The organism is Dysgonomonas sp. 520 (assembly GCF_010501095.1).
GTDB lineage: Bacteria > Bacteroidota > Bacteroidia > Bacteroidales > Dysgonomonadaceae > QVMP01.
On sequence record NZ_QVMP01000011.1, the window covers coordinates 186,944 to 212,214 of the forward strand.

The following is a 25,271-nucleotide window of genomic DNA, read 5'->3' on the forward strand; positions in this document are numbered from 1 at the left end:
AGTGAAGAATCTGTGATTCAGTAAAAATGATTCTTCGTTTCACTCAGAATGACAAAACTACTAAAATAATATGAATAAGATAGAAGAACTATATTCTCTGAAAGGACGGACAGCCATTGTTACGGGTGCATCCAGTGGACTAGGTCTGAATCAGGCTATTATGCTTGCCGAATGTGGGGCAAAAGTATTCGCATTGAGCCGTTCGGGAAAAGTGAAAGTAGAAATAGACCGTGAATTGCCGTCTAACATCACATTTCAGACTTTAAATGTTAGTATTGAAGAGGATATTAAAAAAGTTTTCGACGAAATCGGAAAAACTCACGGCATAGATATTCTTGTAAACAATGCAGGGATAACCAAACGCGTGAGAGCTGAAGATATGCCACAAGAAGATTGGAATTCGATACACGATGTAAATGTGACGGCGGTGTTCAATTGTTGTAAACATGCCTATCCATATCTGAAAAAATCTGAGTATATCGGACGGATAATCAATATATCATCTATGGCTTCTTATTTGGGTTTTTCGGAAGTAACACCCTATTGTTCAAGCAAGTCGGCCGTAATGGGAATAACCAGAGGATTAGCCATTGAATGGAGTCGGGACAACATTCTGGTCAATTCCGTATCGCCCGGATGGTTTCCATCCGAAATGAGCCAGCAAGTGATGGACGAAGACCGTAAATCGAAGATACTGAACCGTATGCCTCTGCATCGCTTTGGTCGCCCCGAAGAATTATCTCCAATAATCTGTTTTCTGGCATCGCCCGCCGCAACATATATCACGGGGCAAGATTTCAGTGTAGACGGAGGAGCATTAGCATTTGGATTTTAAGAATAAAAAAAACAGACAATCATGAAAAAAATAGCACTTTCGTTACTATTGATTATTTTCACTTTTTCAATTAAAGCCGAATTAAAAATGCCTGCAATATTTGGCGATAATATGATGCTTCAACAAAACACGGAAGTAAAACTCTGGGGTTGGGCAGATAAAGGAAAAACAGTAACAATCGCCCCGTCATGGTCAGACAAAAAGCATACCGTAAAAGCTGACAACAATGGCAAGTGGACTGCCAAAATATCCACCCCAACAGCGGGTTACAGCACATATACGATGAGCGTAACGGACGGAAAAGACAAGCTTACATTCAACAACATCCTGATTGGTGAAGTCTGGCTCTGTTCCGGACAATCGAATATGGAAATGCCTATGAAAGGTTTTAAAAATCAACCGGTTGCAGGTAGCAATGAAGCTATATTGAAATCAAAGAATAAAAATATCCGCCTGATTACGGTCAAACGGTCATCTTCATTGACACCTCTCGACGATTTTATCGGCGAATGGAAAGAAGCATGTCCGGAATCGGTGAAAGAATTTAGTGCAACAGGCTACTATTACGGCAGGCTTTTGAACGAAATGCTGGATGTTCCTGTCGGGTTGATCCTGTCATCTTGGGGCGGTTCGTGGATAGAGTCGTGGATGAGCACGGAAATGCTGTCCTCATTCAGAGAAGTGAAACTACCTGAAACAGAAGAAGACATAAAAGAGAAAAACCGCACCCCTACTACCCTTTTCAATGGAATGATCAGTCCCATTGCCGGATACACAATAAAAGGCTGCATTTGGTATCAGGGAGAATCGAACTACGACAGGGCTGCACAATACCCCCAATTGTTTCAGACAATGGTCGACGAATGGCGCAAACTATGGAATCAAGGCGAATTTCCATTTTTCTATTGCCAGATAGCGCCTTACAACAATCCGCCTGAGAATGGAAAAAAATACAATGCCGCCTTCTTGCGTGAAGCTCAATTAAAATCGTCTCAAACTATACCTAATTCGGGCATGGTGACACTTATGGATATTGGCGAAGAAAAATGTATACACCCACGAAACAAAAAAATTGGAGGCGAACGCCTTGCCACGATGGCTCTGGCAAAAACATACGGCATGACAGGCTTTGCCTACGAAAGTCCGATATATAAAGAAATGACAGTGGAAGACGGCAAAGCAATCCTCTCTTTCGACAATGCACCGATGTGGCTGACGTCATTCGGGGAAGAATTGACGAATTTTGAGATAGCCGGCCAAGACAAGGTCTTTTATCCTGCAAAAGCAGAGATAAAGAGAAGCAAAGTTGAAGTGTATTCGGACAAGGTTGCGCAACCCGTTGCCGTGCGTTACGGATTCAAGGATTATGTAAAAGCAGATTTATTCAGTACCGAAGGATTACCTCTATCTTCTTTCAGAACAGACAATTGGGATGAATAGGAATATCTTAATATCATTATCGCTAATATTTCTTTTGACTGTACAGGCTGCAGCTCAAAGCATTTCCGATTACAACATTGTATGGAATAGCCAAAGTAAGAATTCGGGCGAAAGCATGCCCTGCGGAGGCGGTGATATAGGCATGAATGTTTGGGTGGAAGATGGAGACATATTGTTCTATTTCTCCCGAAGCGGGACTTTTGACGAAAACAACACGCTCCTGAAATTGGGACGAATACGCATAAAACTGACTCCCAACCCTTTCGATGGAGAATATTTTCGTCAAGAACTGAAACTTGAAAACGGACACATCGTAATAAAAGGAAAAGACAAAGACATATCTTCCGACGTCCGCATCTGGGCAGATGTTTTCAACCCTGTCATCAATGTAGATATAGCCAACAACAAGAGCTTGAAAGCGGAAGTTTTTTACGAAAACTGGCGACACGAAGACAGATTTCTAAGAAAAAACGAAAGCAACCAAAATTCATACAAATGGGCTGCTCCAAAAAACTTGGTAACCAAGAAAGATGAAGTCTCATTCGATGGAAATAGAATATTATTCTATCACAGAAACTCAGGTGAAACAGTTTTTGATGCAACCGTCGCACAACAAGGATTGGAAGACATTAAATCTCAAATATTCAACCCTTTACAAGACCTCACTTTCGGAGGATTCGTAGAAGCGAAGGGCATGAAAGCCACCAACACATCTTCGGGAATATATGCCAACACCGATTTTGTGGCTTGGAAACTGGAAAGTGAAAAACCTCAGAAAAATTACTCCGTCAAGATACAATTACATACCGCTCAATCTAATGGTCTGCAAGAATGGAAAGAGGCTCTTTACAAACCCGTTCAATCGGATCTGAAAAAGAACATCGCTTGGTGGAACGAATTTTGGGACAGGAGTTTCGTACATATTCAGCCTCAAAACAAAAACAGTAAAGGTTTTGAAATTGCCCGAAACTATCAGCTATTCCGCTATATGCTAGGCTGTAATGCCTACGGAGAATATCCTACAAAATTCAACGGAGGATTATTTACTTATGATCCTGTACACGTAGATAGTACCTTCAATTTCACACCCGATTTCCGCAAATGGGGAGGAGGCACGCACACTGCTCAAAATCAACGGTTAGTCTATTTTCCGATGTTAAGAAGTGGCGATACGGATATGATGGTTTCTCAGTTCGAGTTTTACAACCGCATCTTGCCTACTGCCGAATTGCGCAGCAAAATCTATTGGGGGCATGGAGGTGCATGCTTCACCGAACAGATAGAAAATTTCGGACTGCCAAATCCCAGCGAATACGGATGGAAACGCCCCGAATCGTTCGATAAGGGAATGGAATATAACGCATGGCTTGAATATCAATGGGATACTGCTCTCGAATTTTGTTTCATGATTCTGGAAAATGAAAGATATACAGGCAAAGATATTTCCAAATATCTGCCATTGATAGAAAGCACACTACGATTTTTTGATGAACATTACCAATATCTTGCTAAACAACGGGGACGTAAAACTTTTGACGAAAACGGAAAGTTAGTCCTCTACCCCGGTTCAGCCTGCGAGACATATAAAATGGCATACAATGCCGCATCCACAGTAGCGGCACTGCAAACAGTCAGTTCCAGACTATTGGAAACAACCGAAATACAAACCGATACCGCTAAAAACAGATATTACACTGAGTTTCTAAACCGTCTGCCTGAAATCCGCACAAGGGAAATTGACGGACACCGAACGATTGCTCCGGCATGGCTGTGGGAACGGGTGAACAATGTAGAAACTCCTCAACTGTACCCCGTTTTCCCCTGGGGTATTTATGGACTGTCAAAACCCGATTTGGACGTTGCTCTGAACACTTGGAAGCACGACAAGGATGTGACAAAATTTCGCAGTCACATAGGCTGGAAACAAGATGTTATATGGGCAGCTCGCCTGGGTCTGGTTGACGAAGGCAAAGAACTTCTTATCAAGAAGTTGGAAAGTGCAAGCACCCGTTTCCCTACATTTTGGGGACCGGGATATGACTGGACTCCCGATCATAATTGGGGAGGTAGCGGCATGATAGGATTGCAGGAAATGCTCCTCCAAACCGATGGCAAGAAAATTCTGTTGCTTCCATGCTGGGATAAATCGTGGAATGTACATTTCAAGCTGCATGCACCCTACAACACAACTGTGGAGTGCAAACTGGAAAACGGAAAGATTACCCTCTTAAAAGTATTACCGGAAAGCAGGCGAAAAGATGTGATAAAATTTACGAGTCAATAGTTGAAAAACGTTGGATTTTATTCGATGTTTTTCGGATAGAATAGAAATAACATTGATTCACATACGTTTCCTCGAACGATGTTTTTGAGTGAAACGTAAGATCTGTTTTGAAAATACCAGGTTGGTAACTAGTAACTGGTAACTAGTAACTGGTAACTGATAACTGGTAACTAGTAACTGGTAACTGGTAACTAGTAACTGGTAACTGGTAACTAGTAACTGGTAACTGATAACTGGTAACTGGTAACTAGTAACTAGTAACTAGTTACTGTTCTTATAATGTCCTTATTTTTCACTTTTCAGTCTTAAATTTTCATTTAAACAATATTGCTTCTATCTTACATCTTGCAGTCCAGAATGTTAAATTATTTTCACTTTTTTTGTTTCAAATAAAAGCAGTTATCTATATCCCCCTTTCATTTATAAATATTATCTTTACGAGATTTATGTTGCAAACGTCAGGTAGATAAAATCTCCCTAAATTAAACTAAAAAGCGGCATATATTGTTGTAATATGGTGTAGGACACCATGTTCCTTCCTGAGAGAGAAAGAAAAGAAAAACAATATATATAATGATTTACAAATGGAACTACGAACCCTTAAAACCAGAAGATACAGAAAAATGTGATAAGCTAGCCCAACAGTTAGGTATCAGCCCTGTTTTGTGTCGATTGTTGATACAAAGGGGTATTGCTTCTGTCGAAGAAGCGCAAAAGTTCTTTTATCCAAGCTTGAAGTATCTACACGATCCGTTTCTATTGCCCGATATGGACAAGGCAATTCAACGTATCGAAAAGGCTTTAGGTCAAAAAGAACGTATTTTGGTTTATGGAGATTATGACGTGGACGGAACAACGGCTGTAGCTCTTGTTTTCAAGTTCTTAAGACGTTTTACAACCAATCTGGATTACTATATCCCCGACAGGTATGACGAAGGGTATGGAATCTCGTCGCAAGGTATCGACTATGCCTCTGAGACTAACGTAAAGTTGATCATCGCACTCGATTGCGGCATAAAGGCGATAGAAAAAGTAGCCTATGCAAAGGAAAAAGGCATAGATTTTATTATATGCGATCATCACATGCCCGATGAAACCTTGCCCGATGCGGTGGCGGTTGTTGATGCAAAACGTACAGATTCAACCTACCCTTACGAGCATCTTTCGGGATGTGGAGTCGGATTCAAGTTGGTGCAGGCCATTGCACAGAACAACAAAATCGACTTTTCGGAGTTGACCGACCTGCTCGACCTGGTGGCTGTGAGTATAGCCTCCGATATTGTTCCCATCACCGGAGAAAACCGCATATTAGCTCATTTTGGACTGAGACAGCTCAATTCCAGCCCGAGCATCGGATTGAAAGGCATTATCGATATCTGCGGACTTGCCGGACACAACATTACGGTGAGCGATATTGTCTTCAAAATAGGGCCTCGTATCAATGCCTCAGGACGAATGATGAACGGGAAGGAAGCCGTAGACCTGTTGTTGGCAAATACGATGGAAGATGCAGACGAAAAAAGCCGTCATATAGACCAATACAATGAAGACAGGCGCGAGTTGGACAAACGAATCACCGACGAGGCTATCGCATACATTGAAGAACATGTGGATATTGAGCATGAAAACAGTATTGTGATTTACAATGAAGACTGGCACAAAGGGGTTATCGGTATCGTTGCCTCTCGTCTGACAGAAAAATATTTAAGACCAACCATTATCCTAACCAAATCGAATGATTTAATAACAGGCTCAGCACGTTCGGTGATGGGCTTTGATATTTATAAGGCAATTGAAGAATGTAAAAATTTGCTCGAAAATTTCGGAGGGCACACCTATGCTGCCGGATTATCGTTGAGGGAAGAAAATTTGCCCGAATTTAAACGCCGGTTCGAGGAATTGTCGGTGGAAATGATGGTTCCCGATATGATGAAACCTCAGATATCTATCGATGCAAAACTGAAACTGGGCGAGATAGACAACAGGTTTATAGTAGATTTGAGTAGGTTTGCGCCATTTGGCCCCGACAACCTGAATCCTATATTTATCTCTTGTAATGTGAATGATAACGGCGGAAGCAGGCTTGTTGGCCGCGATTTGATGCACATAAAAGTGGAGGTAAGAGACAATACGTCAACGCACTCTTATCATGGCATTGCATTCAGGCAAAAGAAAGCCATCAATATGGTGAAGGGTGGTCAACCTTTTGATATTTGCTATACGTTGGAAGAGAATATTCACCGGGGTAAAAAAAATGTGCAACTGTATGTGAAAGATATAGATAGAGGTCAGATTGATAAATAACAAAGATTATGAATAAAGTCTTTTTTAGTTTGTTTTTATTTATAAGTTCGATTTTTGCAGGCGGTAATGTTAATGCAGCCAACACAGAGACTATCGAGGAAGATATATATAAAACATCGCTTGGAGACTTGAAAGTGAGCCTTATCGGACATGGATCATTAAGATTTGTGATTGACGGAAAAGTGATTTATGTAGACCCTTATTCCAAGGTGGCTGATTATTCCAAGTTGGAAAAAGCAGACCTGATTCTCCTCACGCACGAACATGCCGACCATTTAGACAAAGAGGCTATTGAGCAGATACGTAAGGCACCTACTCGCTTTGTGGTAAATAAAACCTGTTTTGACATACTAGGTTATGGAGAATTGCTCGGAAACGGCGATACAACCCTATTCGACAACATCGAAATAGAGGCTGTTCCCGCCTATAACATAATCAGTAAACGTCCCGACAGAGAATTTTATCATCCTCGTGGCAGGGGTAACGGCTATGTGCTGACCTTTGGCAACTTGAAGGTGTATGTGGCCGGCAATACGGAAAATATTGCGGAAATGAGCCGATTGAGAGGCACGATCGACATTGCTTTCCTGCCAAAGAACTTTCCGTACACAATGACGGACGAAATGTTTGTGGATGCGGCAAAGAGAATATCACCCCGATACCTTTACCCATATCATTTTTCTGAATTTGACGAGGATAAAATCACTAAAGAGTTGGATGGACGGGGAATAAAAATCCTGGTTCGCCCGATGACAAATAAATAACAGGTAATTATAGAATGATTCCATAAAAGATGGATGTCTTTCATAAAATTCTAAAACACTATTGGGGATATACATCGTTTCGTCCCTTACAGGAAAATATAATCCATTCGGTTTATAACGGTAAAGACACGCTGGGTCTGATGCCTACCGGTGGAGGTAAATCTCTGACCTTTCAGGTGCCTGTCATGGCAATGGAGGGTCTTTGTCTTGTTGTCACCCCGCTCATTGCCCTGATGAAAGATCAGGTAGACAATCTTCGCCAAAGGGGAATCAAGGCTTTGGCCGTATATTCGGGGATGACGCATCAGGAAATACTGGTGACGTTGGACAACGCAGTGCTGGGCGATTATAAATTTCTCTACGTTTCGCCCGAGAGGTTGGGCACCGACCTTTTCCAGAACAAATTATCGCACATGAATATTTGTATGCTGGTGGTAGACGAATCGCATTGTATATCGCAATGGGGTTATGATTTCCGTCCGTCGTATATGAACATTGCCAAGGTACGAGACTTTTTTCCTGACGTGCCTGTATTGGCATTGACCGCGACAGCCACCGAAGAAGTGGTGAAAGATATACAGCACAGCCTGAAATTTGGCAAGGAAAATGTTTTCAGGAAAAGTTTCGAGCGGAAAAATATTTCATACATAGTAAAACAGTCGGATGACAAGATCAGCGAGCTTGTCAGGATTCTTGAAAGGGTAAAAGGAACCTCTATAATTTATGTAAGGAGTCGGCAAAAAACGAAGGAAATAGCCGAGGTTTTGGTAAAAAATGGCATTTCAGCCGATTTTTACCATGCCGGATTGAGCAGCGATGAGAAAACCCGCAAACAAAATGCGTGGAAAAACGACGAATGTCGTGTAATTGTTTCTACAAATGCTTTCGGAATGGGCATTGACAAAGCCGATGTACGTTTGGTTGTTCATATCGATTTGCCCAATTCGTTGGAAGAATATTATCAGGAAGCAGGCAGAGCAGGACGTGACGAACAAAGGGCTTTTGCTGTTCTTTTGTACAACAAGAGGGATACATCGATGCTAAAAAAACGAGTGTCGGATGAATTTCCCGACAGGGATTTTATAAAAACCGTGTATCAGCAATTGGCGTATTTTTTTCAAGTTGCGGAAGGGTATGGACGTGAAATGGTTTTCGACTTCAATCTGTTTCATTTTTGTTCGGTATATAAACTACCTGTTACTCAGGCTCACAATGCCCTCAAAATATTGGAGCTGTCCGGGTATATTGAATATACTGACGAGTCGGACAATCGTTCGCGTCTGATGTTTAGCGTTTATCGCGACGAATTGTATAAATTCGACTTCGACCCCGGTCAAGACACTCTGGTACAGATGATTCTGCGCCTTTACACAGGCTTGTTCGCCGACTATGTTTATATTGACGAAGGAACGCTTAGTATCAAAACCGGTTTGAACAGGCAGCAGGTATATGATACCCTGATTGGTTTATCTAAAAGAGGAATATTGGATTATATTCCGCACAAGAAAACACCCTTTGTTATTTATACTCAGCCTCGTATCGACATAAAATATCTTTCCATCCCTCAAACTGTTTACGAAGTGCGCAAAGATCGTTTCGAGAGGCGAATAAAAGGTATGGTGAACTATGTCGACCGACAGGATATTTGCCGCAGCCGAATACTGCTCTCGTATTTTGATGAGATAAATATAAAGGATTGTGGACATTGCGACGTTTGCAGAGAAAGGAAACGGAAAGGCTTATCCAACTATGATTTTGAAGAAATAGCCGGGAAAGTAACCTCTCTTCTGGAAAAAAAGTCGGCTTCTATCAGGGAAATAACAGAGCATTTGAAGGATTATGACACAAATGATGTTATTTCCGTAATACGTTTTCAGTCCGAAAGAGGAATATTTGTTATTGAAATGGATGAGGTGAAACTCAGTAACACCTAAAATGTATATCCAACCTTAATATGTGATGTATTAAATTTGTCTTTTCCTTGGTTTGTTGCCCTATCTTCAGACGAGCAGTTTTCATATACAAATCGCAAAAACAGATAGGATTTGTTCTTAACGATGTAGTCCAGTCCAATAGAACCATATAATCCGAACATCTTGTTTCGTAGCTTGTATTCAGTTTCTATTACGGGTTGATCAGGACTATTTAGATATTGTGTTGATCTTGTGCACGAACTATTTACGAGGCCAGAGTAAAATATACCGACCCCAACAGAAGGACGGAATCGCTTGTCGTAAAAGAAGGTGTATTTTGGACCGAGCCTTCCGGTAAGAACAACAGCTTTGTAGTCTAAAGACGTTGGCACATCCGGATTGTTTCTATTCTTTACTTTTTTCTTATTTCTGAAATCTAAAGCCGAGAAGTCAACCTGAAGACTTAACGGTCTTATCAGCCTGGGCATAGACAACTCAGCTTGAAGTCCAATCATGGGCGAATAGTCGTCTAAAGATGATTTATGAACACCCAAACCATCCTGATAATGGAACTTATAGTTGGCAAATGACAGTCCTGCATACACCGAAAATTGTACCTTTAATCCACTATTATTGGGCTTATTCTCTAAAAAAACAATACAGTCTTCACCGGTGGAACAGGTTTCGTTATGATATTTCTTTACAATACCAACCATCTCTTTCTGCTCAAACTTTAGCTTATCAATATTTTTTGTAATAGATTGATAATCACGAAATGTATATTTTAGAATACCTTTATATTTATTATCTTCGGCAACAAGCCTGTTCCTTATTTTATCATCACCTTTTGTTATTGAAACAACTTCACCTTTTTCGTTTTCGAAATAATAGAAGGAATAATTTTTATCATCTACATAGTAATATAAATTCATTGTTCCTTGTACCAAAAATTGCAAAAATACTTTTTTAGATCCGCTCTCGGTATCTATGTCTTTTGCCACATAGAAAAATCCGTCAACAAATCTGTATGCTGCAATTTCTTTCGGTGAAAATGTTTGTATGTCAGAATTTTCTGTTTTTTTGAATCTACATTCTTTAGCGTTAGCCGCATCATACCTGAAATCTATCAAACCTCGAACAGTATCGTTCTCGTTGGTGATATAATAGCCTTGTCTATAGTTTTGTGAATATATACTACTGATAGACAGAACACAAAAAAGAGTGAATAGCAGTTTTTTCATAAAGTTAGATTTAAAATATGAGGATGTGCAAAGAAAGTTAAAAAAATTACTTTTTCAAAACCTTCTCCAAATTTGTTACAGTTTCTTCCGAGTAGAGCCCCCCTAACCCTCTCCTCTTTTTGTTATAAAAAATTCCAAAATATGGACACCTCATCCTCTAAAAATCGGCTATTATTCTGAAATTGAGTTGTCGTCCCGTCAAGTAGTTAGGCACGGAGTATTGCTGGTTGAAAATATCTGTAACCCAATAATATGAATTGGTATTTTTTATATCGAAAAGGTTGAATACATCAAGTCCGATCCACACATTTTTGAAAGCTCCGGCAAAAGCACTCCGGTGACGGACATCGAAATTTTCGCCCAAAAGTTGCCACGAAAAACCAATATCGAGACGACGATAGGCAGGAGTTCTGAAAAATCCACTGTCGTAACTCTTCTGTGGAGCACGCGTTGGCAATCCCTGAGATAAATGACCTTGTATATTCGCTTTCAAGCGGTCGTGACCCATGAAGTAGTCTTGAAAGAACAAGGACAAATTGTAAAGCTGATCGGTTGGCAAGGGTACATTCGTACCGTTAATCTTCTGGTTGGTCTTCATAAACGACAAACTGACCCAATTGTCTGTCCCTTTCACAAACTCACCAAACAGTTTCATATCGACGCCCATCGCATAACCCGATGCCATATTTCTTCCTGCATAACGGATTTTCACATTGTCGACCGTATAAGGTATCAGATCCGATAACTTCTTGTAATACAATTCCGTCGTAAATTTAAATGGACGTTCTGCCGCCTTGAAGTTATAGTCGCCACCCAAAACAAAATGAACCGACTTTTGCGATTTTATATCTTTGTTGAGTTCAATCACGGAATTTCCGTCTTCATCCTCCACCACTTTTTGAAATTCTTTATAGAAAGGCGCCTGATAATACACCCCTGTCGCAAAACGCAGTGTGTACCTACTATCTTCCAAAGGCACATAAGCAATTGATGCTCTGGGACTAAATATAAATTCTTTATTGAAAGACCAATAACTTCCCCTTACGCCTGCGGTTAAGGTGACACGCCCGTTCAAGGCATTAAACCGATAAGTATCCATCAAATAACCCGATGTGCGGGTAGTACTGGTTTTATTATCTGACATCAATCCCGAAAAAACATTCACAATTTTCCCATCATAAGGCAATGAATAGCCTGCCGAGTCACGCAATTCAAATTCTTTTATCAAATCGTCTATATCTTCTTTCTGAAAGGTGAACCCCCATTTAACTTTATGGTTTGTCAGATCGAGCGAACCCGTATGACCGATATTCATCACATTCACTTTCAGATTGTTGCGGGCATGCTCAAAATAAGTACCCACACCAACAAGGGTACCGGTTTCGCCCTGACCTCCGCCGGCATTCAGATTGTCATCTGTCAATTGGTATTCTCCATTAATATCGTAACGCTCCCTTTCGTCGGAAGAAAAAGCAGATGCCGTTAATCCGACTTCCAATTTGTCCGATATTTTACCTTTTATCGAAGCTGCCCCGAAGTAAGTGAGAAATATATCATCTTCCCATCCATCAAACCAAACTTTAAAGTTTTTCGTGTTCTCCAGCGTTCCGTATGTGGTTTCCCTCGTTTTTGGCGTAAACTTATACTGATTCCGTGAATAGTTTCCGAGGAAACTCACCTCCCAATTTCCACTTAAAGCATAGGTCATATATGTTTGCAGGTCAAGAAATGACGGTTCGTATTCCGCATCCGTATCCTGTGTTCCCAGAAGCATCTTTGTTGTCTTATACCTGATTCCCGTTATTTGGGTAAAGCGCTTGATTCCCGTTCCCACATAGGCACTCGCCCCCATCATACTTGCCGTGGCAGAAGCCTCAAAACCAACAGGTTTCCGGTAAGTAATATCCAGTACCGACGACATTTTATCCCCGTAATGGGCATCATATCCTCCCGTCGAAAATCCGATAGACCCCACCATATCAGGGTTAAGAAAACTCAACCCTTCCTGCTGTCCTGCCCTGATAAGCAAAGGACGATATATTTCGATACCATTTACATATACAATATTTTCATCGTAACTCCCCCCCCTTACGGAGTATTGGCTACTCATTTCGTTTGTGGTGCTGACGCCTGCCCCTGTTGCTATGATAGACTCAACCCCTCCCGACGGACTGGTTATAGCCTTTAAGGTAGAGACATCAATTTTATCGACCATATCTGTCTGGCTTCTAATTCCTTTTACCACAACCTCACCCAATTGCGTATCGGAAGACCGCTCCCGCATCATCACGTCCAGTTTTCTGTCAGCCTTTACGCCATTCAGCACTGTTTCGTAGGGCAAATATCCCATATAATTGAAAACAAGCCTTATAGAATCGGACGGAGTTATGCGCAAGCCGTATTGTCCTTTCGAATTTGAAAACGTAGAATTGGACGAATTCTGAACGCCAACCACCACTCCATCCATAGGCTTCCCGTCGAAGTCTGTAATTGTACCCGATATAGTTACAACCTGAGCAATGGCGTTGCTCAAACAAAGAAGCGAGAAAAATATGATTGTATAAAATCTCTTTGGCATAAATAAATTTTTGAAACTTTTCCGAAAAAAACGGACAACTCAAAATAGATAACGGCAAATATACAGATATATTTTGCATTTCGAGTGAAAATACATATCTCAAGCCCTGTTCATCGGGCAATAAAGTAGACAATTGTCATGTATTAACAACTTTATAGAGAAAAATTTCACTTTTCTGAAATAAAAAAAATAAATTTGTAGTGACAATTTAAAATCAGTCAACAATTAGCAGTTAGACGGTCTACAAAAAAAAATTGAAACTTATGACTTATAACTCAAAACTAATTTAAACTCTAAAATAACTATCACATTAAGAATGGCAAAAGTAAAAGGAACCATTGTGGTTAACATCGAACGATGCAAAGGCTGCGACCTTTGCGTAGTTGCTTGCCCCTGCGATGTATTGGAACTTCAACCCAAAGAAGTCAACAACAAGGGCTATCATTACGCATACATGAAAAACCCCGAAGAATGTATTGGCTGCGCCAATTGCGGCTATGTGTGCCCCGACGCATGTATAACTGTTTATAAGCAAAAAGTAACAAAAGCACAATAATCATTATGTCAGAAGAAATATTCTTGATGAAAGGAAACGAAGCCATCGCTCACGCCGCAATACGCTATGGGGCAGATGGATACTTCGGATACCCGATTACACCACAATCGGAAATTATGGAAACCCTTATGGCCGAAACACCATGGAAAACTACAGGTATGGTAGTGCTTCAGGCCGAAAGTGAAACGGCATCCATTAATATGGTATATGGTGGTGCAGGCTGCGGTAAGGCTGTTATGACATCATCATCCAGTCCCGGTATGAGTTTGATGCAAGAAGGCATATCCTATCTTGCCGGAGCAGAACTCCCTTGTTTGCTCGTAAACGTAATGCGTGGAGGTCCCGGTCTGGGAACAATACAACCATCGCAAGCCGACTATTTTCAAACTGTGAAAGGTGGCGGACATGGAGACTATAAACTGATAACACTAGCACCGGCTTCCGTTCAGGAAATGGTGGACTTTGTTGCTTTAGGCTTCGATATGTCGTTCAAATACAATAATCCCGCCGTAATCTTGACTGATGGGGTTATCGGGCAAATGATGGAAAAAGTAACTCTGCCCGAATTTAAACGCAGAAGAACCGACGACGAAATTCGTGAGCAATGCCCTTGGGCAACTCTGGGTAAACCTGCAAACAAGAAACCCAACGTTATCACGTCTTTGGAGCTCGATCCATATAAAATGGAAATCAACAACGAAAAGTTCCAGGCAAAATACAAGCAAATTGAAGAAGAATTTGTTTTGTTCGAAGAAAAAAACTGCGAAGATGCCGAGTATATACTGGTTGCATTTGGCTCTATGGCTCGTATCTGCCAGAAAACAATGGAACTGGCTCGTGAGGCCGGCATAAAAGTAGGCCTTATACGCCCCATCACGCTTTGGCCTTTCCCTACCGAAGTTATCAGTAAATATGCAAGCAAGGTTGCGGGCATGCTCACCGTGGAAATGAATGCCGGACAAATGATTGAAGATGTTCGCCTTGCTGTGGAAGGTAAAACAAAAGTCGAACATTTCGGCCGCTTAGGCGGTATCGTACCTACTCCGAGCGAAGTATTGGTAGCATTAAAATCAAAATTTGACCTCTAATTCGGGTCTTGATTGAATCAAAAACTATAATTAGAAAACAAAAATGAGTACAAATAATATTATAGATCCTGCCAACTTGGTATATGCCAAACCCGAACTGATGAACGATGCCGACATGCACTACTGTCCCGGTTGTTCTCATGGGGTGGTTCATAAATTAGTGGCTGAAGTGATCGACGAAATGGGTCTGCGTGAAAAAACGATTGGAATAGCACCCGTTGGATGTGCCGTATTCGCATACAACTATCTGGACATAGACTGGCAAGAAGCTGCTCACGGACGTGCGCCGGCTTTGGCAACTGCCGTGAAAAGGCTGAATCCTGACAGAATGGTATTCACCTATCAGGGAGACGGAGACTTGGCTGCCATAGGAACAGCGGAAACAATTCATGCCGCCAATCGTGGCGAAAATATAGTCATTATATTTATCAATAATGCCATATATGGTATGACCGGAGGGCAGATGGCTCCTACTACATTGTTGAACATGAAAACATCGACAACCCCTAACGGCAGGGATGTTTACGAGAACGGTTATCCTTTAAAGATAACTGATCTATTGGCTCAACTTCAAGGTGTTTGTCTGGCTACACGTCAGAGCGTGCATACAGCCGCAGCCGTGAAAAAAGCGAAAAAAATGATCCGTAAGGCTTTCGAAAATTCTATGGAAAACAAAGGAACCTCTATTGTAGAAATAGTGTCTACATGCAGTTCCGGCTGGAAAATGACACCTGCCCAAGCAAACGACTGGATGGTGGAAAACATGTTTGAAGCCTACCCTATCGGTGATTTAAAAAACATTTAAGAGTCACAGACCTTTAAATGTTACGAGTTGCAAGTAGACAAGTTCCGTGATGTGTATGCGGCTTATTTACTCGTAACTGTCCGAAGGACATAAATAAAATATATCGTTAAATACTATCAATTATTTAAGATGATACAAGAAATAATAATAGCAGGATTTGGAGGACAAGGAGTTTTGTCGATGGGTAAAATCCTTGCATATTCGGGACTGATGGAAAACAAAGAAGTATCTTGGTTTCCATCGTATGGGCCTGAGCAACGAGGAGGTACGGCCAATGTCACAGTCATACTGAGCGACAACGAGATCAGTTCTCCGGTTGTGAACGAGTTTGATATCGCAATCATCCTTAACCAACCATCGCTGGAAAAATTTGAGCCGACCGTAAAACCCGGAGGAATACTTATCTACGACCCTAATGGTATACATCGTCCGCCCCAACGCAAAGATATTCACGTATATTCCGTTGCCGCAGTTGATGCAGCCACTGAAATGCAAAACCAAAAAGCGTTCAATATGATCGTTTTGGGTGGTTTGCTGAAAGTTAGCCCGATGGTTGACTTGGAGCATGTGATGCTAGGTTTGAAGAAATCTCTTCCCGAAAGGCATCATAAACTTTTGCCGATGAACGAACAAGCCATTTTGAAAGGAATGGAAATTATAAAGGAAGAGCAAGTTCCTGCATAGCTACCGGCTGTCGAGGCAACTCGTAACTACTTATAAAATAAAGTAAAAGCCCTTAATATTTAAATCTATTGAGGGCTTTGGTTTGTTTTAATTGTAAGAGCAGATATTTGTCATCCTGAGTGAAACGAAGGATCTGTTTTTCCAGATGTTTCACTTCGTTCAACATGACAAAGCCTAAAAATATTTATATAAAAATAAGTCAAGCTAACCACTAGAATTATTAGTCGAAAAAAATGCTTACTTTTGCAGTATAATAAACATTGCTAACATATAGTAATAATAACAATGAGTGATCAAAGGTATAATCAACGAGGTGTATCGGCGTCGAAAGAAGACGTTCATAATGCAATCAAAAACATAGATAAGGGAATTTTTCCAAAAGCATTTTGCAAAATCATTCCCGATGTCTTGGGCAACGATCCCGAATACTGCAACATCATGCATGCGGACGGAGCCGGAACAAAATCGTCGTTAGCTTACATGTATTGGAAAGAAACGGGCGACATTTCCGTTTGGAAAGGTATTGCACAAGATGCTCTGATAATGAATATTGACGACCTTCTATGTGTGGGAGCTACCGACAACATCCTTTTATCATCCACTATCGGGAGAAATAAAAACCTGATCCCGGGAGAAGTTATATCGGCAATCATCAACGGAACAAATGAGCTTTGCGAAGAACTGACAAGCCTCGGCATTAGCGTTTATCCCACAGGTGGAGAAACTGCCGATGTTGGCGACCTGATCCGCACCATTATCGTAGACAGTACGGTTGTGTGCCGCATGAAACGCTCGGACGTGATCTCTAACGACAATATCCAAGCCGGAGACGTAATAGTAGGACTATCGTCTAGTGGTCAGGCAACCTACGAAAGTCAATACAACGGCGGCATGGGTAGTAACGGACTTACATCTGCCCGTCACGATGTTTTTGCAAACTATTTGGCAACAAAATATCCGGAAAGCTACGACAGCTCTATTCCCGTAGATTTGATTTATTCGGGAAAAATGCACCTTACCGACAAAATAGAAGGTCTTGATATTGATGCAGGCAAACTGGTGCTTTCGCCTACCAGAACGTATGCTCCGGTAATTAAAGAAATATTGGATACCCTGCGTCCTGAGGTACACGGCATGGTACACTGTTCGGGGGGAGCGCAAACCAAAGTTTTGCACTTTGTGGATAAAGTAAAGATTGTGAAAGACAATATGTTTCCACTACCTCCGCTTTTCAAACTGATACAAGAACAATCGGGAACCGACTGGAAAGAGATGTACAAAGTATTCAATATGGGTCATCGTATGGAAATCTATCTTCCTAAGGAGCATGCCCAAAAAGTGATTGACATTTCCAGAAAATTCAATATCGATGCTCAGATTATCGGTCATGTAGAAGCATCCGATAAGAAAGAATTAATCATTGAAAGTGAATTTGGCAGATTCGAATACGAATAAAACCATAAACGAAAAAACGAAGGGGCGTGTGCCAAAAGTAAGATTACACTATCAAAGTGTTACTGATTTTTGTCATTGAGTCGCCTTCGCTCCTCGAACGTTGTTTCTGAGTGCAACGAAGAATCTGTACTTTCTAAAAACAGATCCTTCACTTTGTTCAGGATGACAAGAAGACATTGAAATTTACTTTTGGGACACACCTCCTTTTTTAGACACTGTCCATTTCACAAATTCATGAACAGTGCCCATATAATCGACATAAAGATTATAGCTTCCAATAAACCATGTTAGCAATATCAGATATATTCTGTCCCGGATTTGAAACAAAACCAACCCCAAACAACTTTGTTGGATTTTCTACATCCTTTGTAATAAGATGATTGTTCCAATAAAGTTCAACTTTATCACCTGTTTTACATTCAGCGGCTAACGGTATGGACAGAGAAGAGCCACTATCCCAACCAGGAGAATTAGATGCGGGGGAATTTAAACAATAAACAATTGAAACATCTTTCATAACATCATTCACGTAAAGAGAAATATATCCCCAATATTTCATCTCATTTTTAAACCCATATATTCCGCCAGTCTCCGGATCACAAAATTTGGCAAATAATCGTACATTGAACACATAGCTACCATCTTCATTTATTGCAATATCAGCACTATCACTTGCATCCATTTTCGAAGACCATTTAATTAGACCATCCTTATAAGCTCCACCCCATGTAGAGTTTATGATTGTTTCTTTCGCATACAAATGCCCAAATGTAGTTATAGGCGTTGGAGGAATACCGGTAAGCAGTTGCAACCATCTTACACCATCCCACACATATTGCCCCGCAGCAATGCCATTGCCACCAATGTTATACACATTCATTCCTTTATGCGCAGCCTTTTCCGCAGCCGTGCCACCACTTGTGATAAATGGTTTTAAACTATTTATCTCCGACAATTTCACCCGAGGCAATACAACACCGCCATTAGCGTTTACACCTCCCTCTGCCGGAAGATTATCTGTCTGGCTTTGCAAGTTTAATATTGCCGCCTTTGGCGGAGTTATATCCGACCCGATTGTTACCTGTGCATACACACTTCCCGAAAATAGCATAGCAGCCAAAAAGAGGCTCTTAAGTTTGTGATTTAATACTTCCATAATTCATTAATTAAGTGATTTTTTATCTGTTTAATCTTATGTTATTAATATCTGTCACTTGTAGAGTGACGGAAACAAGGCATAAACACACATATAAAACTTATTATCAACAAATTACAAATAGTAAAAAATTACAAAACAGACTTTTAGTTTAACACTTGTAAAACATTTAAAAAAAATGGATAGAAAGTAAGTCGCAACATACTGATAATTTGATTTTTGTGTAAAATGAAATCAACGCGTGGAGATTTTTTAGTAAAACATTCGTTAAACAAACTAATATACAATACTTAAACAACAAAAAAAGATGAAACATGAAAATGATAGTTCAATAGACTTTATACAACTTGAGAGAGGTCAAGCATTGACCTTGGAATCCGGAGAAAATAAAATAATTCTGGTAACGGAAGGAAAAATATATTCCAATTCTTCAACTCACGATAAGGTGAAGGTAACATCTTCAAACATGGTGTTTTACCCATTTCTGGAACAGGCAGAAATAAAAGTTGAAGAAAAATCCGAAGTAGTTCTTATTCGCTTCAAAAACGAATCGGACCTTTGCAGTATACTATCTTCTATAACTGCGGTGGAAGCAACGAAGCAGGAAGAGGGCAACACAATCACACTCCCTGTTAAACAGATAATTTACAACTACATAGACACGATAAAAAAATATCAGGATAAGAGTATCTACGATGATTATCTGCAAGGACTGAAAATAAAAGAATTTGGATATATCCTCAAAAACTTCTACTCAAAAGAGCAGTTGCAAAATTTCTTCAAGATGTTTTCTGTCAACGATTCACTTTTTACGGAAGAAGTATGCAGGCTTAGTTCGCACGTACGATCAATACGTCAACTGGCTGAAAGAATGAATTATAGCTATTCAGGATTTAACAAACGATTCAGGCGGGTATTCAATACATCGGCATACAGTTGGATGAGAGATCAGAGGGCAAAACAGGTGTATCAGGATATTTGTCAAACGAATAAAAGTTTGAAAGAGATAAGCACAAATTACAACTTTGCCACTTTGTCTCATTTCAATGAATTTTGCCACAAAAATCTGGGGTGTTCTCCGTCCGAAATCAGAAGAAAAAACAGTACTAAACAATATCTATAAAAAAAGAACCTCCGTCACTCTACAAGTGACAGAGGCCTTCACTTCCTCATTATCAGTGTACAAAGGTATAAAAAATATTTTATACAACATGCTTCTTCCAGACATTTCTAATATGAAAGCAAAAAAGGTATCCGAAAAACTTCGAATACCTTTCTTCTTATATTTATCGAAATAATTACTTCTTCACAATCTTCGCATTCTTCATGCTTCCGGTTTCTTTAAATGCCTGATGGAAAGAAAATGCACTATACAAATTTAAAGGTGTATGCCCCGGTTCGCACGAATCGAGATATTCCATCAATAAAGGACGGTAATCTGGATGAGCACAATTTTCAATAATCGTTCTAGCTCTTTCCCTCGGAGCTTTACCTCTTAGGTCTGCAACGCCATACTCAGACACGATAATCTTAACCGAGTGTTCGCTATGGTCTTCGTGAGAAACCATAGGTACGAATGAACTGATATTCCCGTCTTTAGCCGTTGAAGGCGTAACAAAGATAGAAACATAGGCACTACGGGTAAAATCGCCCGATCCGCCAATACCATTCATCATTTTGCTTCCCATTATGTGTGTCGAATTGATATTTCCGAATATATCGGCTTCTATCGCCGTATTTATGGCAATGATTCCCAAACGGCGCACCACTTCCGGATTATTGGAATATTCGGACGGACGCAAAACTATTTTATCTTTAAAGAAAGACAAGTTCTTGTAGATATGCTCGATGCACTCGTTGCTGACAGTTAATGAACACCCGCTTGCAAATTTTACACGACCCGACTCCATCAAACCGATAACGGCATCTTGTATAACTTCCGTGTAAACTTCAAAATCGGGAATTTCCTTGCTGTCTCCCATCGCCGCCAACACTGCATTAGCAATGTTACCTACACCCGACTGAACAGGCAAAAATGTTTTCGGCATACGGCCTTCTGCCATTTCTTTAATGAAGAAATTAGCAACGTTATTACCAATTTTTGCCGTAACATCATCCACCGGAGAGAATTTTCCTCCCTCGTTCGGTTCGTTGGTTTCAACCACAACTATTTTAGCGGGATCTACTTTAATGCAATCACGCCCTACACGGTCTTTAACCTCATATACTGGTATATCTTTACGACATGGAGGATCTAATGGTTCCGGAATATCATGTATTCCTCTAAGTTCTTTAGGGTTCCATCTGTTTAACTCTACAATAACAACTTTTGCTAAACGAGAAACCGTTGGAGATATACCTACGGCACATGTAGGAACAATTTCACCATCTTCCGTAACATCGCACGCTTCAATAATGGCTACATCAATGTTTCCGTAGAATCCGTAACGGATGTCTTGTGCCATTGTTGAAAGATGCAAATCGCAAAATCTGATCTGCTCTTTATTTATTGCCTCACGCATACTTTTGTTGGTCTGATAAGGAGCACGAAAATCAATAGCGTCGGCTCTTGTCAGTTCTCCGTCAAGTTTATCTCCTGTTGAAGCACCTGTGAAAATGTTAATTTTAAATGGATTTCCCTTCTCATGTTCGGCAATAGCTAATCTGGCTATGGCTCCGGGTACAACTTTAGGACATCCGGCATGAGTGAATCCGCTAAATCCTATGTTATATCCATTTTTAATGAGGCTTGCAGCCTCATCTGCACTCATAAATTTTAATGCCATTTTTTGTAGATAAATTAGATAGTTAAATTTTATTGTTTTTTATATTCTTAATTATTCTTTTCAACGAACTTATAATGTACTTTTGCAAATTGTTTTTTACTTTGTGAAAAAATTTAACAAAAAAAGATATCCCGTCTCTCAAAACGGATACAAAGGTAAGAATTTATTGTCGATGCAATATGTTTTTCAACAGAAAAATAAAAATCAAGTAATATGAAAACCAATTCAATTCTACTCTTTTTTCTATCTTTTATCGCACTATCATCTTGTATAAAAGAAGAAGGGCTTAACCTTGAAGCTGACATCACCAGTTTCAAATTTATGGAAATAGAAGCAGAACCCTATCTCAATCAGGAAACAGGAACTATAAAACTTGAAATAAGCGATTCTGATCTTGATATAACCAATCTGACACCTGTCATCACCGTGTTTGAAGGAGCTACCATTCAGCCCGAATCGGGTGTTGCGCAAGATTTTTCTAAGGCGGTTGAATACACCGTAACTTCGGAAAACAAACAATGGCAAAGAACATACAAGGTGTCAATCACAAATGTAGTGCTCAAATATAGTTTCGAGGATTGGTATATAAATGAAATTGGCAGTGGCAACAAAATATTCAAATATCCAACCCCGACCGACGACTTCTGGAGTAGTGCAAACTCAGGTATTGCGATAGCCAAAGTGGGGGCAGTTGACGAATATCCCACCCACCCCACCACCGACGCTTATAAAGGAAAGTATGCTGCCGAACTGAAAACCCAAAGAGGAGGTGTATATTGGAAGAATTTAATTCCTATATTCTCAGGTTCTTTGTTCAGAGGTAAATTTTCCCTGAATATGGCCGATTTCGTAAAATCGGCTAAGTTTGGGCAATTTCACACTCAGGATAAGGGAAGGCCGGTTGAGTTCAGGGGATACTATAAATACAAACCGGGCGATGTTTTCTATAACGAAGACGACCAGATTGTTCCCGGAAAAATTGACGAATTTTCTATCTATGCCGTATTGTATGAGGTGACCAAAGGAAACGGAGCCGATGAGTTTTTGGATGGTACAAATATCTTGTCATCATCCAAAACAGTGGCAATAGCCGAACTAACCGACAGAAGTGCCAAAGAAAATTATACTTATTTCTCTTTACCTTTTGTCTACAACCGTGAACCGGACTACAACAAATTCGACTATAAGTTGGCAATTGTATGTGCATCCAGTAGAGAAGGCGACTACTATCGTGGAGCAGTTGGTAGTACTTTAATTGTTGACGAACTGGAAATTATAACGAAATTCGCACCATTTTGAAAAAAGGATAAAATATTATCTAAAAAAATCCTAAATCTTGAAATATGAAAATATATAAAAAAATTATAATACTATTAATTCTTTCAATCAGTATACCCTCATTCGGGTTCGACAAAGAGAAATTGGAACATAGAATCACAGTCGGATTCAATGTTGGAGCATCATTTCCGATTCCAATTCCCCGTGAAGTAAGAACCATCGAAGGTTGGTGGCCTCAGTTCACTCCGCAGTTTGGTTATAGTATACTATACAGTGTAGATCCGAAATGGAGTTTCGGGTCGGGCATCTCCCTCGATTATAAAGGCATGGGTGCAAAAGACAAGGTTAAGTATATGCACATAGAGGTAAGATTGGAAGAAGATGGCGAAATATTGAACGGATATTTTTCGGGTAAAAACGAAACACGAGCTAAATTATCTTACGTAACGGTTCCTGTTTTTGCCAGATATCAACTTTCCGACAATTGGTATGTGCGTGGAGGTGGATACGCATCCTATGCTTTCAGCACATCATTCAAGGGCAAAGTTTGGGATGGTTATTTAAGAGCTCCGGACCCAACCGGAATGATAACCCCATTGGAAGGCGACAGTAAAGCGACCTTCGACTTTGGCAGCGACATCAGATCTTTCGACTTCGGGGTTTTATTAGGAGCCGAAAGAAGAATCAATCAAAAATTCAACGCATTTGCCAATTTAAACTGGGGATTGACTCCCTTGTTCAAAAAAGATTTCAAAGCTATGGATTTTGAAATGTACAACCTATATTTTACGCTTGGCTTTGCCTATAAGTTGTAAGAATAAATACTCACCTTTGTTTCATCTAATTGAGAATTGGCGAAGCAAAGGTGAGGCTATAACAGAAAGACTCCTCAAAAATTTGAGCTAATCGGCTGCGTCGCTTCTTTTCTTTTCAAGACAAAGCTAAACATTAGCAATCCGCACAGCAGGAACGATAAACCTACCGAAAGGATAGACCCGTCGCTAATAGCTCCGGCGCATACCGTGCAAAGGCAAGCGACAAGCAACTGTATCGAGCCAAACAAGGCGGAAGCCGATCCGCTGTTATCTGCAAACGGAGTCATTGCCAATTCCGTAGTTGTTGGAAACAAGGCTCCGATCGGGAAGATATAGAAAAACAAAACAGCCAGAATAGTATAGATACCGGCATCCATCTTTATCACAAGAAACAAGATCACACTTGCAACGAACATAAAAATAATGGCATAGCGTGTTATTCTACGGGTTGAGAAATAACGTTGCAGATAACCCGTGAGCCACGAACTAATCATCAATCCCGCCGCATTAGTAGCAAAAACTATACTGAATACGTCTCCCGACAATCCGCCATGTTCCATAATCACAAAAGGAGCATTGCCAACATAAAGCATCAAGGCTCCGTTTGCCAAACCTGCAATCAGGGCATAGAAGGTAAACTGGCGCACTTTCAATATGCTCCAATAAGTTGCAAAAACATTCTTTTTTATCTTCGCCGGAACCGATTTATGCGTTTCGGGAAGGAAGAATAATGTCAGGAACATCATAACCACCCCCATCGTCAGCATTGTACCAAACAAACCTCTCCACGATGAAAAACCCAATACGACATTCCCTATCAGAGGAGCCATAATAGGTGCTATTCCCATAATCAACGCCAATATTGTGAAAATCTTTAGTGTTTTTGTCTTGTCGAAATAATCGGTAACTATCGCACGGGAGATAACCACCCCTCCACAGCCGCCAAGAGCCTGAATAAAACGGGCTACCCATAGCTGCTCTATACTCGTCACAAATAGACAAGCCACAGTGGCAACAATAAAAATAGCTAAAGAAACCAGTGTTGGTATTTTTCGCCCAAACCTGTCCGACACCGGGCCCCAAAACAATTGTCCTACGGCAAATCCTGCCAAAAATGTAGATAGTGAAACCTGAACTGCCGCATTGGTTGTTGAAAATGTTTCTGATATCAAAATAAATCCGGGCAAGTAGAGGTCGATACTTAGCGGCTCAAGCGCCGTCAATAACGATAAGATGATAATAACCATCCATTGCGAAAACGTAAATCCTTTCATTTTTTTCAATTTTCG

Annotated in this window: 19 protein-coding genes; 14 read left to right on the top strand and 5 right to left on the bottom strand. The window is 40.4% G+C overall.

The genetic code is table 11. The features are described from left to right. The first annotated feature begins 70 nt into the window (after window positions 1-70). The 6 genes from D0T56_RS08595 to D0T56_RS08620 all read left to right on the top strand — a co-directional run bounded on the left by D0T56_RS08595 (window position 71) and on the right by D0T56_RS08620 (window position 9,561). The gene (locus D0T56_RS08595; RefSeq protein WP_163319727.1) at window positions 71-835 is read left to right on the top strand and encodes an SDR family NAD(P)-dependent oxidoreductase; all 765 of its coding nucleotides are present in this window, start codon (window positions 71-73) and stop codon (window positions 833-835) included. 21 nt (window positions 836-856) lie between these two features. Then, a complete protein-coding gene (locus D0T56_RS08600; RefSeq protein WP_163319728.1) occupies window positions 857-2,275 on the top strand; it encodes a sialate O-acetylesterase in 1,419 nt (472 codons plus the stop codon). Further along, the gene (locus D0T56_RS08605; protein ID WP_163319729.1) at window positions 2,268-4,559 is read left to right on the top strand and encodes a DUF5703 domain-containing protein; all 2,292 of its coding nucleotides are present in this window, start codon (window positions 2,268-2,270) and stop codon (window positions 4,557-4,559) included. Before D0T56_RS08600 ends, D0T56_RS08605 begins: the two co-directional genes overlap by 8 nt. Window positions 4,560-5,132: 573 nt before the next feature. Continuing rightward, window positions 5,133-6,863, top strand: a complete 1,731-nt coding sequence (recJ, locus tag D0T56_RS08610; protein WP_163319730.1) for a single-stranded-DNA-specific exonuclease RecJ — start codon at window positions 5,133-5,135, stop codon at window positions 6,861-6,863. Window positions 6,864-6,871: 8 nt separating this feature from the next. Continuing rightward, the gene (locus D0T56_RS08615; protein WP_163319731.1) at window positions 6,872-7,627 is read left to right on the top strand and encodes an MBL fold metallo-hydrolase; all 756 of its coding nucleotides are present in this window, start codon (window positions 6,872-6,874) and stop codon (window positions 7,625-7,627) included. Window positions 7,628-7,656: 29 nt separating this feature from the next. Continuing rightward, on the top strand, window positions 7,657-9,561 hold the full coding sequence (locus D0T56_RS08620) for an ATP-dependent DNA helicase RecQ (protein ID WP_163319732.1): 1,905 nt from the start codon (window positions 7,657-7,659) through the stop codon (window positions 9,559-9,561). Here the strand turns inward: D0T56_RS08620 and D0T56_RS08625 are convergent. Beyond that, a complete protein-coding gene (locus D0T56_RS08625; RefSeq protein WP_163319733.1) occupies window positions 9,558-10,781 on the bottom strand; it encodes an outer membrane beta-barrel protein in 1,224 nt (407 codons plus the stop codon). The two genes, D0T56_RS08620 and D0T56_RS08625, sit on opposite strands and share 4 nt — an antisense overlap. A gap of 157 nt (window positions 10,782-10,938) precedes the next feature. Beyond that, window positions 10,939-13,359 carry a TonB-dependent receptor gene (locus D0T56_RS08630; protein WP_163319734.1) on the bottom strand — a complete coding sequence of 807 codons (2,421 nt, stop codon included), beginning with the start codon at window positions 13,357-13,359 and terminating at the stop codon, window positions 10,939-10,941. Between the two features lie 316 nt (window positions 13,360-13,675). On the opposite strand from D0T56_RS08630, the gene D0T56_RS08635 reads away from it, so the two are divergent. The 5 genes from D0T56_RS08635 (at window position 13,676) to D0T56_RS08655 (ending at window position 17,947) form a co-directional block, all read left to right on the top strand. After that, window positions 13,676-13,915 (top strand): ferredoxin family protein, encoded by a 240-nt coding sequence (locus D0T56_RS08635; RefSeq protein WP_163319735.1) that lies wholly within the window; start codon window positions 13,676-13,678, stop codon window positions 13,913-13,915. Between the two features lie 5 nt (window positions 13,916-13,920). Beyond that, window positions 13,921-15,003, top strand: a complete 1,083-nt coding sequence (locus D0T56_RS08640; protein WP_163319736.1) for a 3-methyl-2-oxobutanoate dehydrogenase subunit VorB — start codon at window positions 13,921-13,923, stop codon at window positions 15,001-15,003. Between the two features lie 43 nt (window positions 15,004-15,046). Next, window positions 15,047-15,808 carry a thiamine pyrophosphate-dependent enzyme gene (locus tag D0T56_RS08645; protein WP_163319737.1) on the top strand — a complete coding sequence of 254 codons (762 nt, stop codon included), beginning with the start codon at window positions 15,047-15,049 and terminating at the stop codon, window positions 15,806-15,808. A gap of 129 nt (window positions 15,809-15,937) precedes the next feature. Then, a complete protein-coding gene (locus D0T56_RS08650; RefSeq protein ID WP_163319738.1) occupies window positions 15,938-16,492 on the top strand; it encodes a 2-oxoacid:acceptor oxidoreductase family protein in 555 nt (184 codons plus the stop codon). A 285-nt stretch (window positions 16,493-16,777) separates the two neighbouring features. After that, window positions 16,778-17,947: an AIR synthase related protein gene (locus tag D0T56_RS08655; RefSeq protein ID WP_163319739.1), complete on the top strand. Its 1,170-nt coding sequence runs from the start codon at window positions 16,778-16,780 to the stop codon at window positions 17,945-17,947. A 265-nt stretch (window positions 17,948-18,212) separates the two neighbouring features. Here D0T56_RS08655 and D0T56_RS08660 read toward each other — a convergent pair whose 3' ends face one another. Beyond that, a complete protein-coding gene (locus tag D0T56_RS08660; protein ID WP_163319740.1) occupies window positions 18,213-19,103 on the bottom strand; it encodes a hypothetical protein in 891 nt (296 codons plus the stop codon). 307 nt (window positions 19,104-19,410) lie between these two features. Here D0T56_RS08660 and D0T56_RS08665 point away from each other — a divergent pair, with 307 nt between their 5' ends. Beyond that, the gene (locus D0T56_RS08665) at window positions 19,411-20,226 is read left to right on the top strand and encodes an AraC family transcriptional regulator (protein ID WP_163319741.1); all 816 of its coding nucleotides are present in this window, start codon (window positions 19,411-19,413) and stop codon (window positions 20,224-20,226) included. Between the two features lie 175 nt (window positions 20,227-20,401). On the opposite strand, the gene D0T56_RS08670 is transcribed toward D0T56_RS08665, so the two are convergent. After that, entirely contained in the window at window positions 20,402-21,889 is a 1,488-nt protein-coding gene (locus tag D0T56_RS08670) for an acetyl-CoA hydrolase/transferase family protein (protein ID WP_163319742.1), read from the bottom strand. Between the two features lie 213 nt (window positions 21,890-22,102). On the opposite strand from D0T56_RS08670, the gene D0T56_RS08675 reads away from it, so the two are divergent. Then, window positions 22,103-23,188, top strand: coding sequence for a PCMD domain-containing protein (locus D0T56_RS08675; RefSeq protein ID WP_163319743.1), 1,086 nt, complete (start codon window positions 22,103-22,105; stop codon window positions 23,186-23,188). Window positions 23,189-23,232: 44 nt separating this feature from the next. Continuing rightward, window positions 23,233-23,982 carry a porin family protein gene (locus D0T56_RS08680; RefSeq protein WP_163319744.1) on the top strand — a complete coding sequence of 250 codons (750 nt, stop codon included), beginning with the start codon at window positions 23,233-23,235 and terminating at the stop codon, window positions 23,980-23,982. 74 nt (window positions 23,983-24,056) lie between these two features. Here the strand turns inward: D0T56_RS08680 and D0T56_RS08685 are convergent, their stop codons facing one another. Beyond that, entirely contained in the window at window positions 24,057-25,256 is a 1,200-nt protein-coding gene (locus D0T56_RS08685) for a multidrug effflux MFS transporter (RefSeq protein WP_163319745.1), read from the bottom strand. Window positions 25,257-25,271 lie beyond the last annotated feature (15 nt).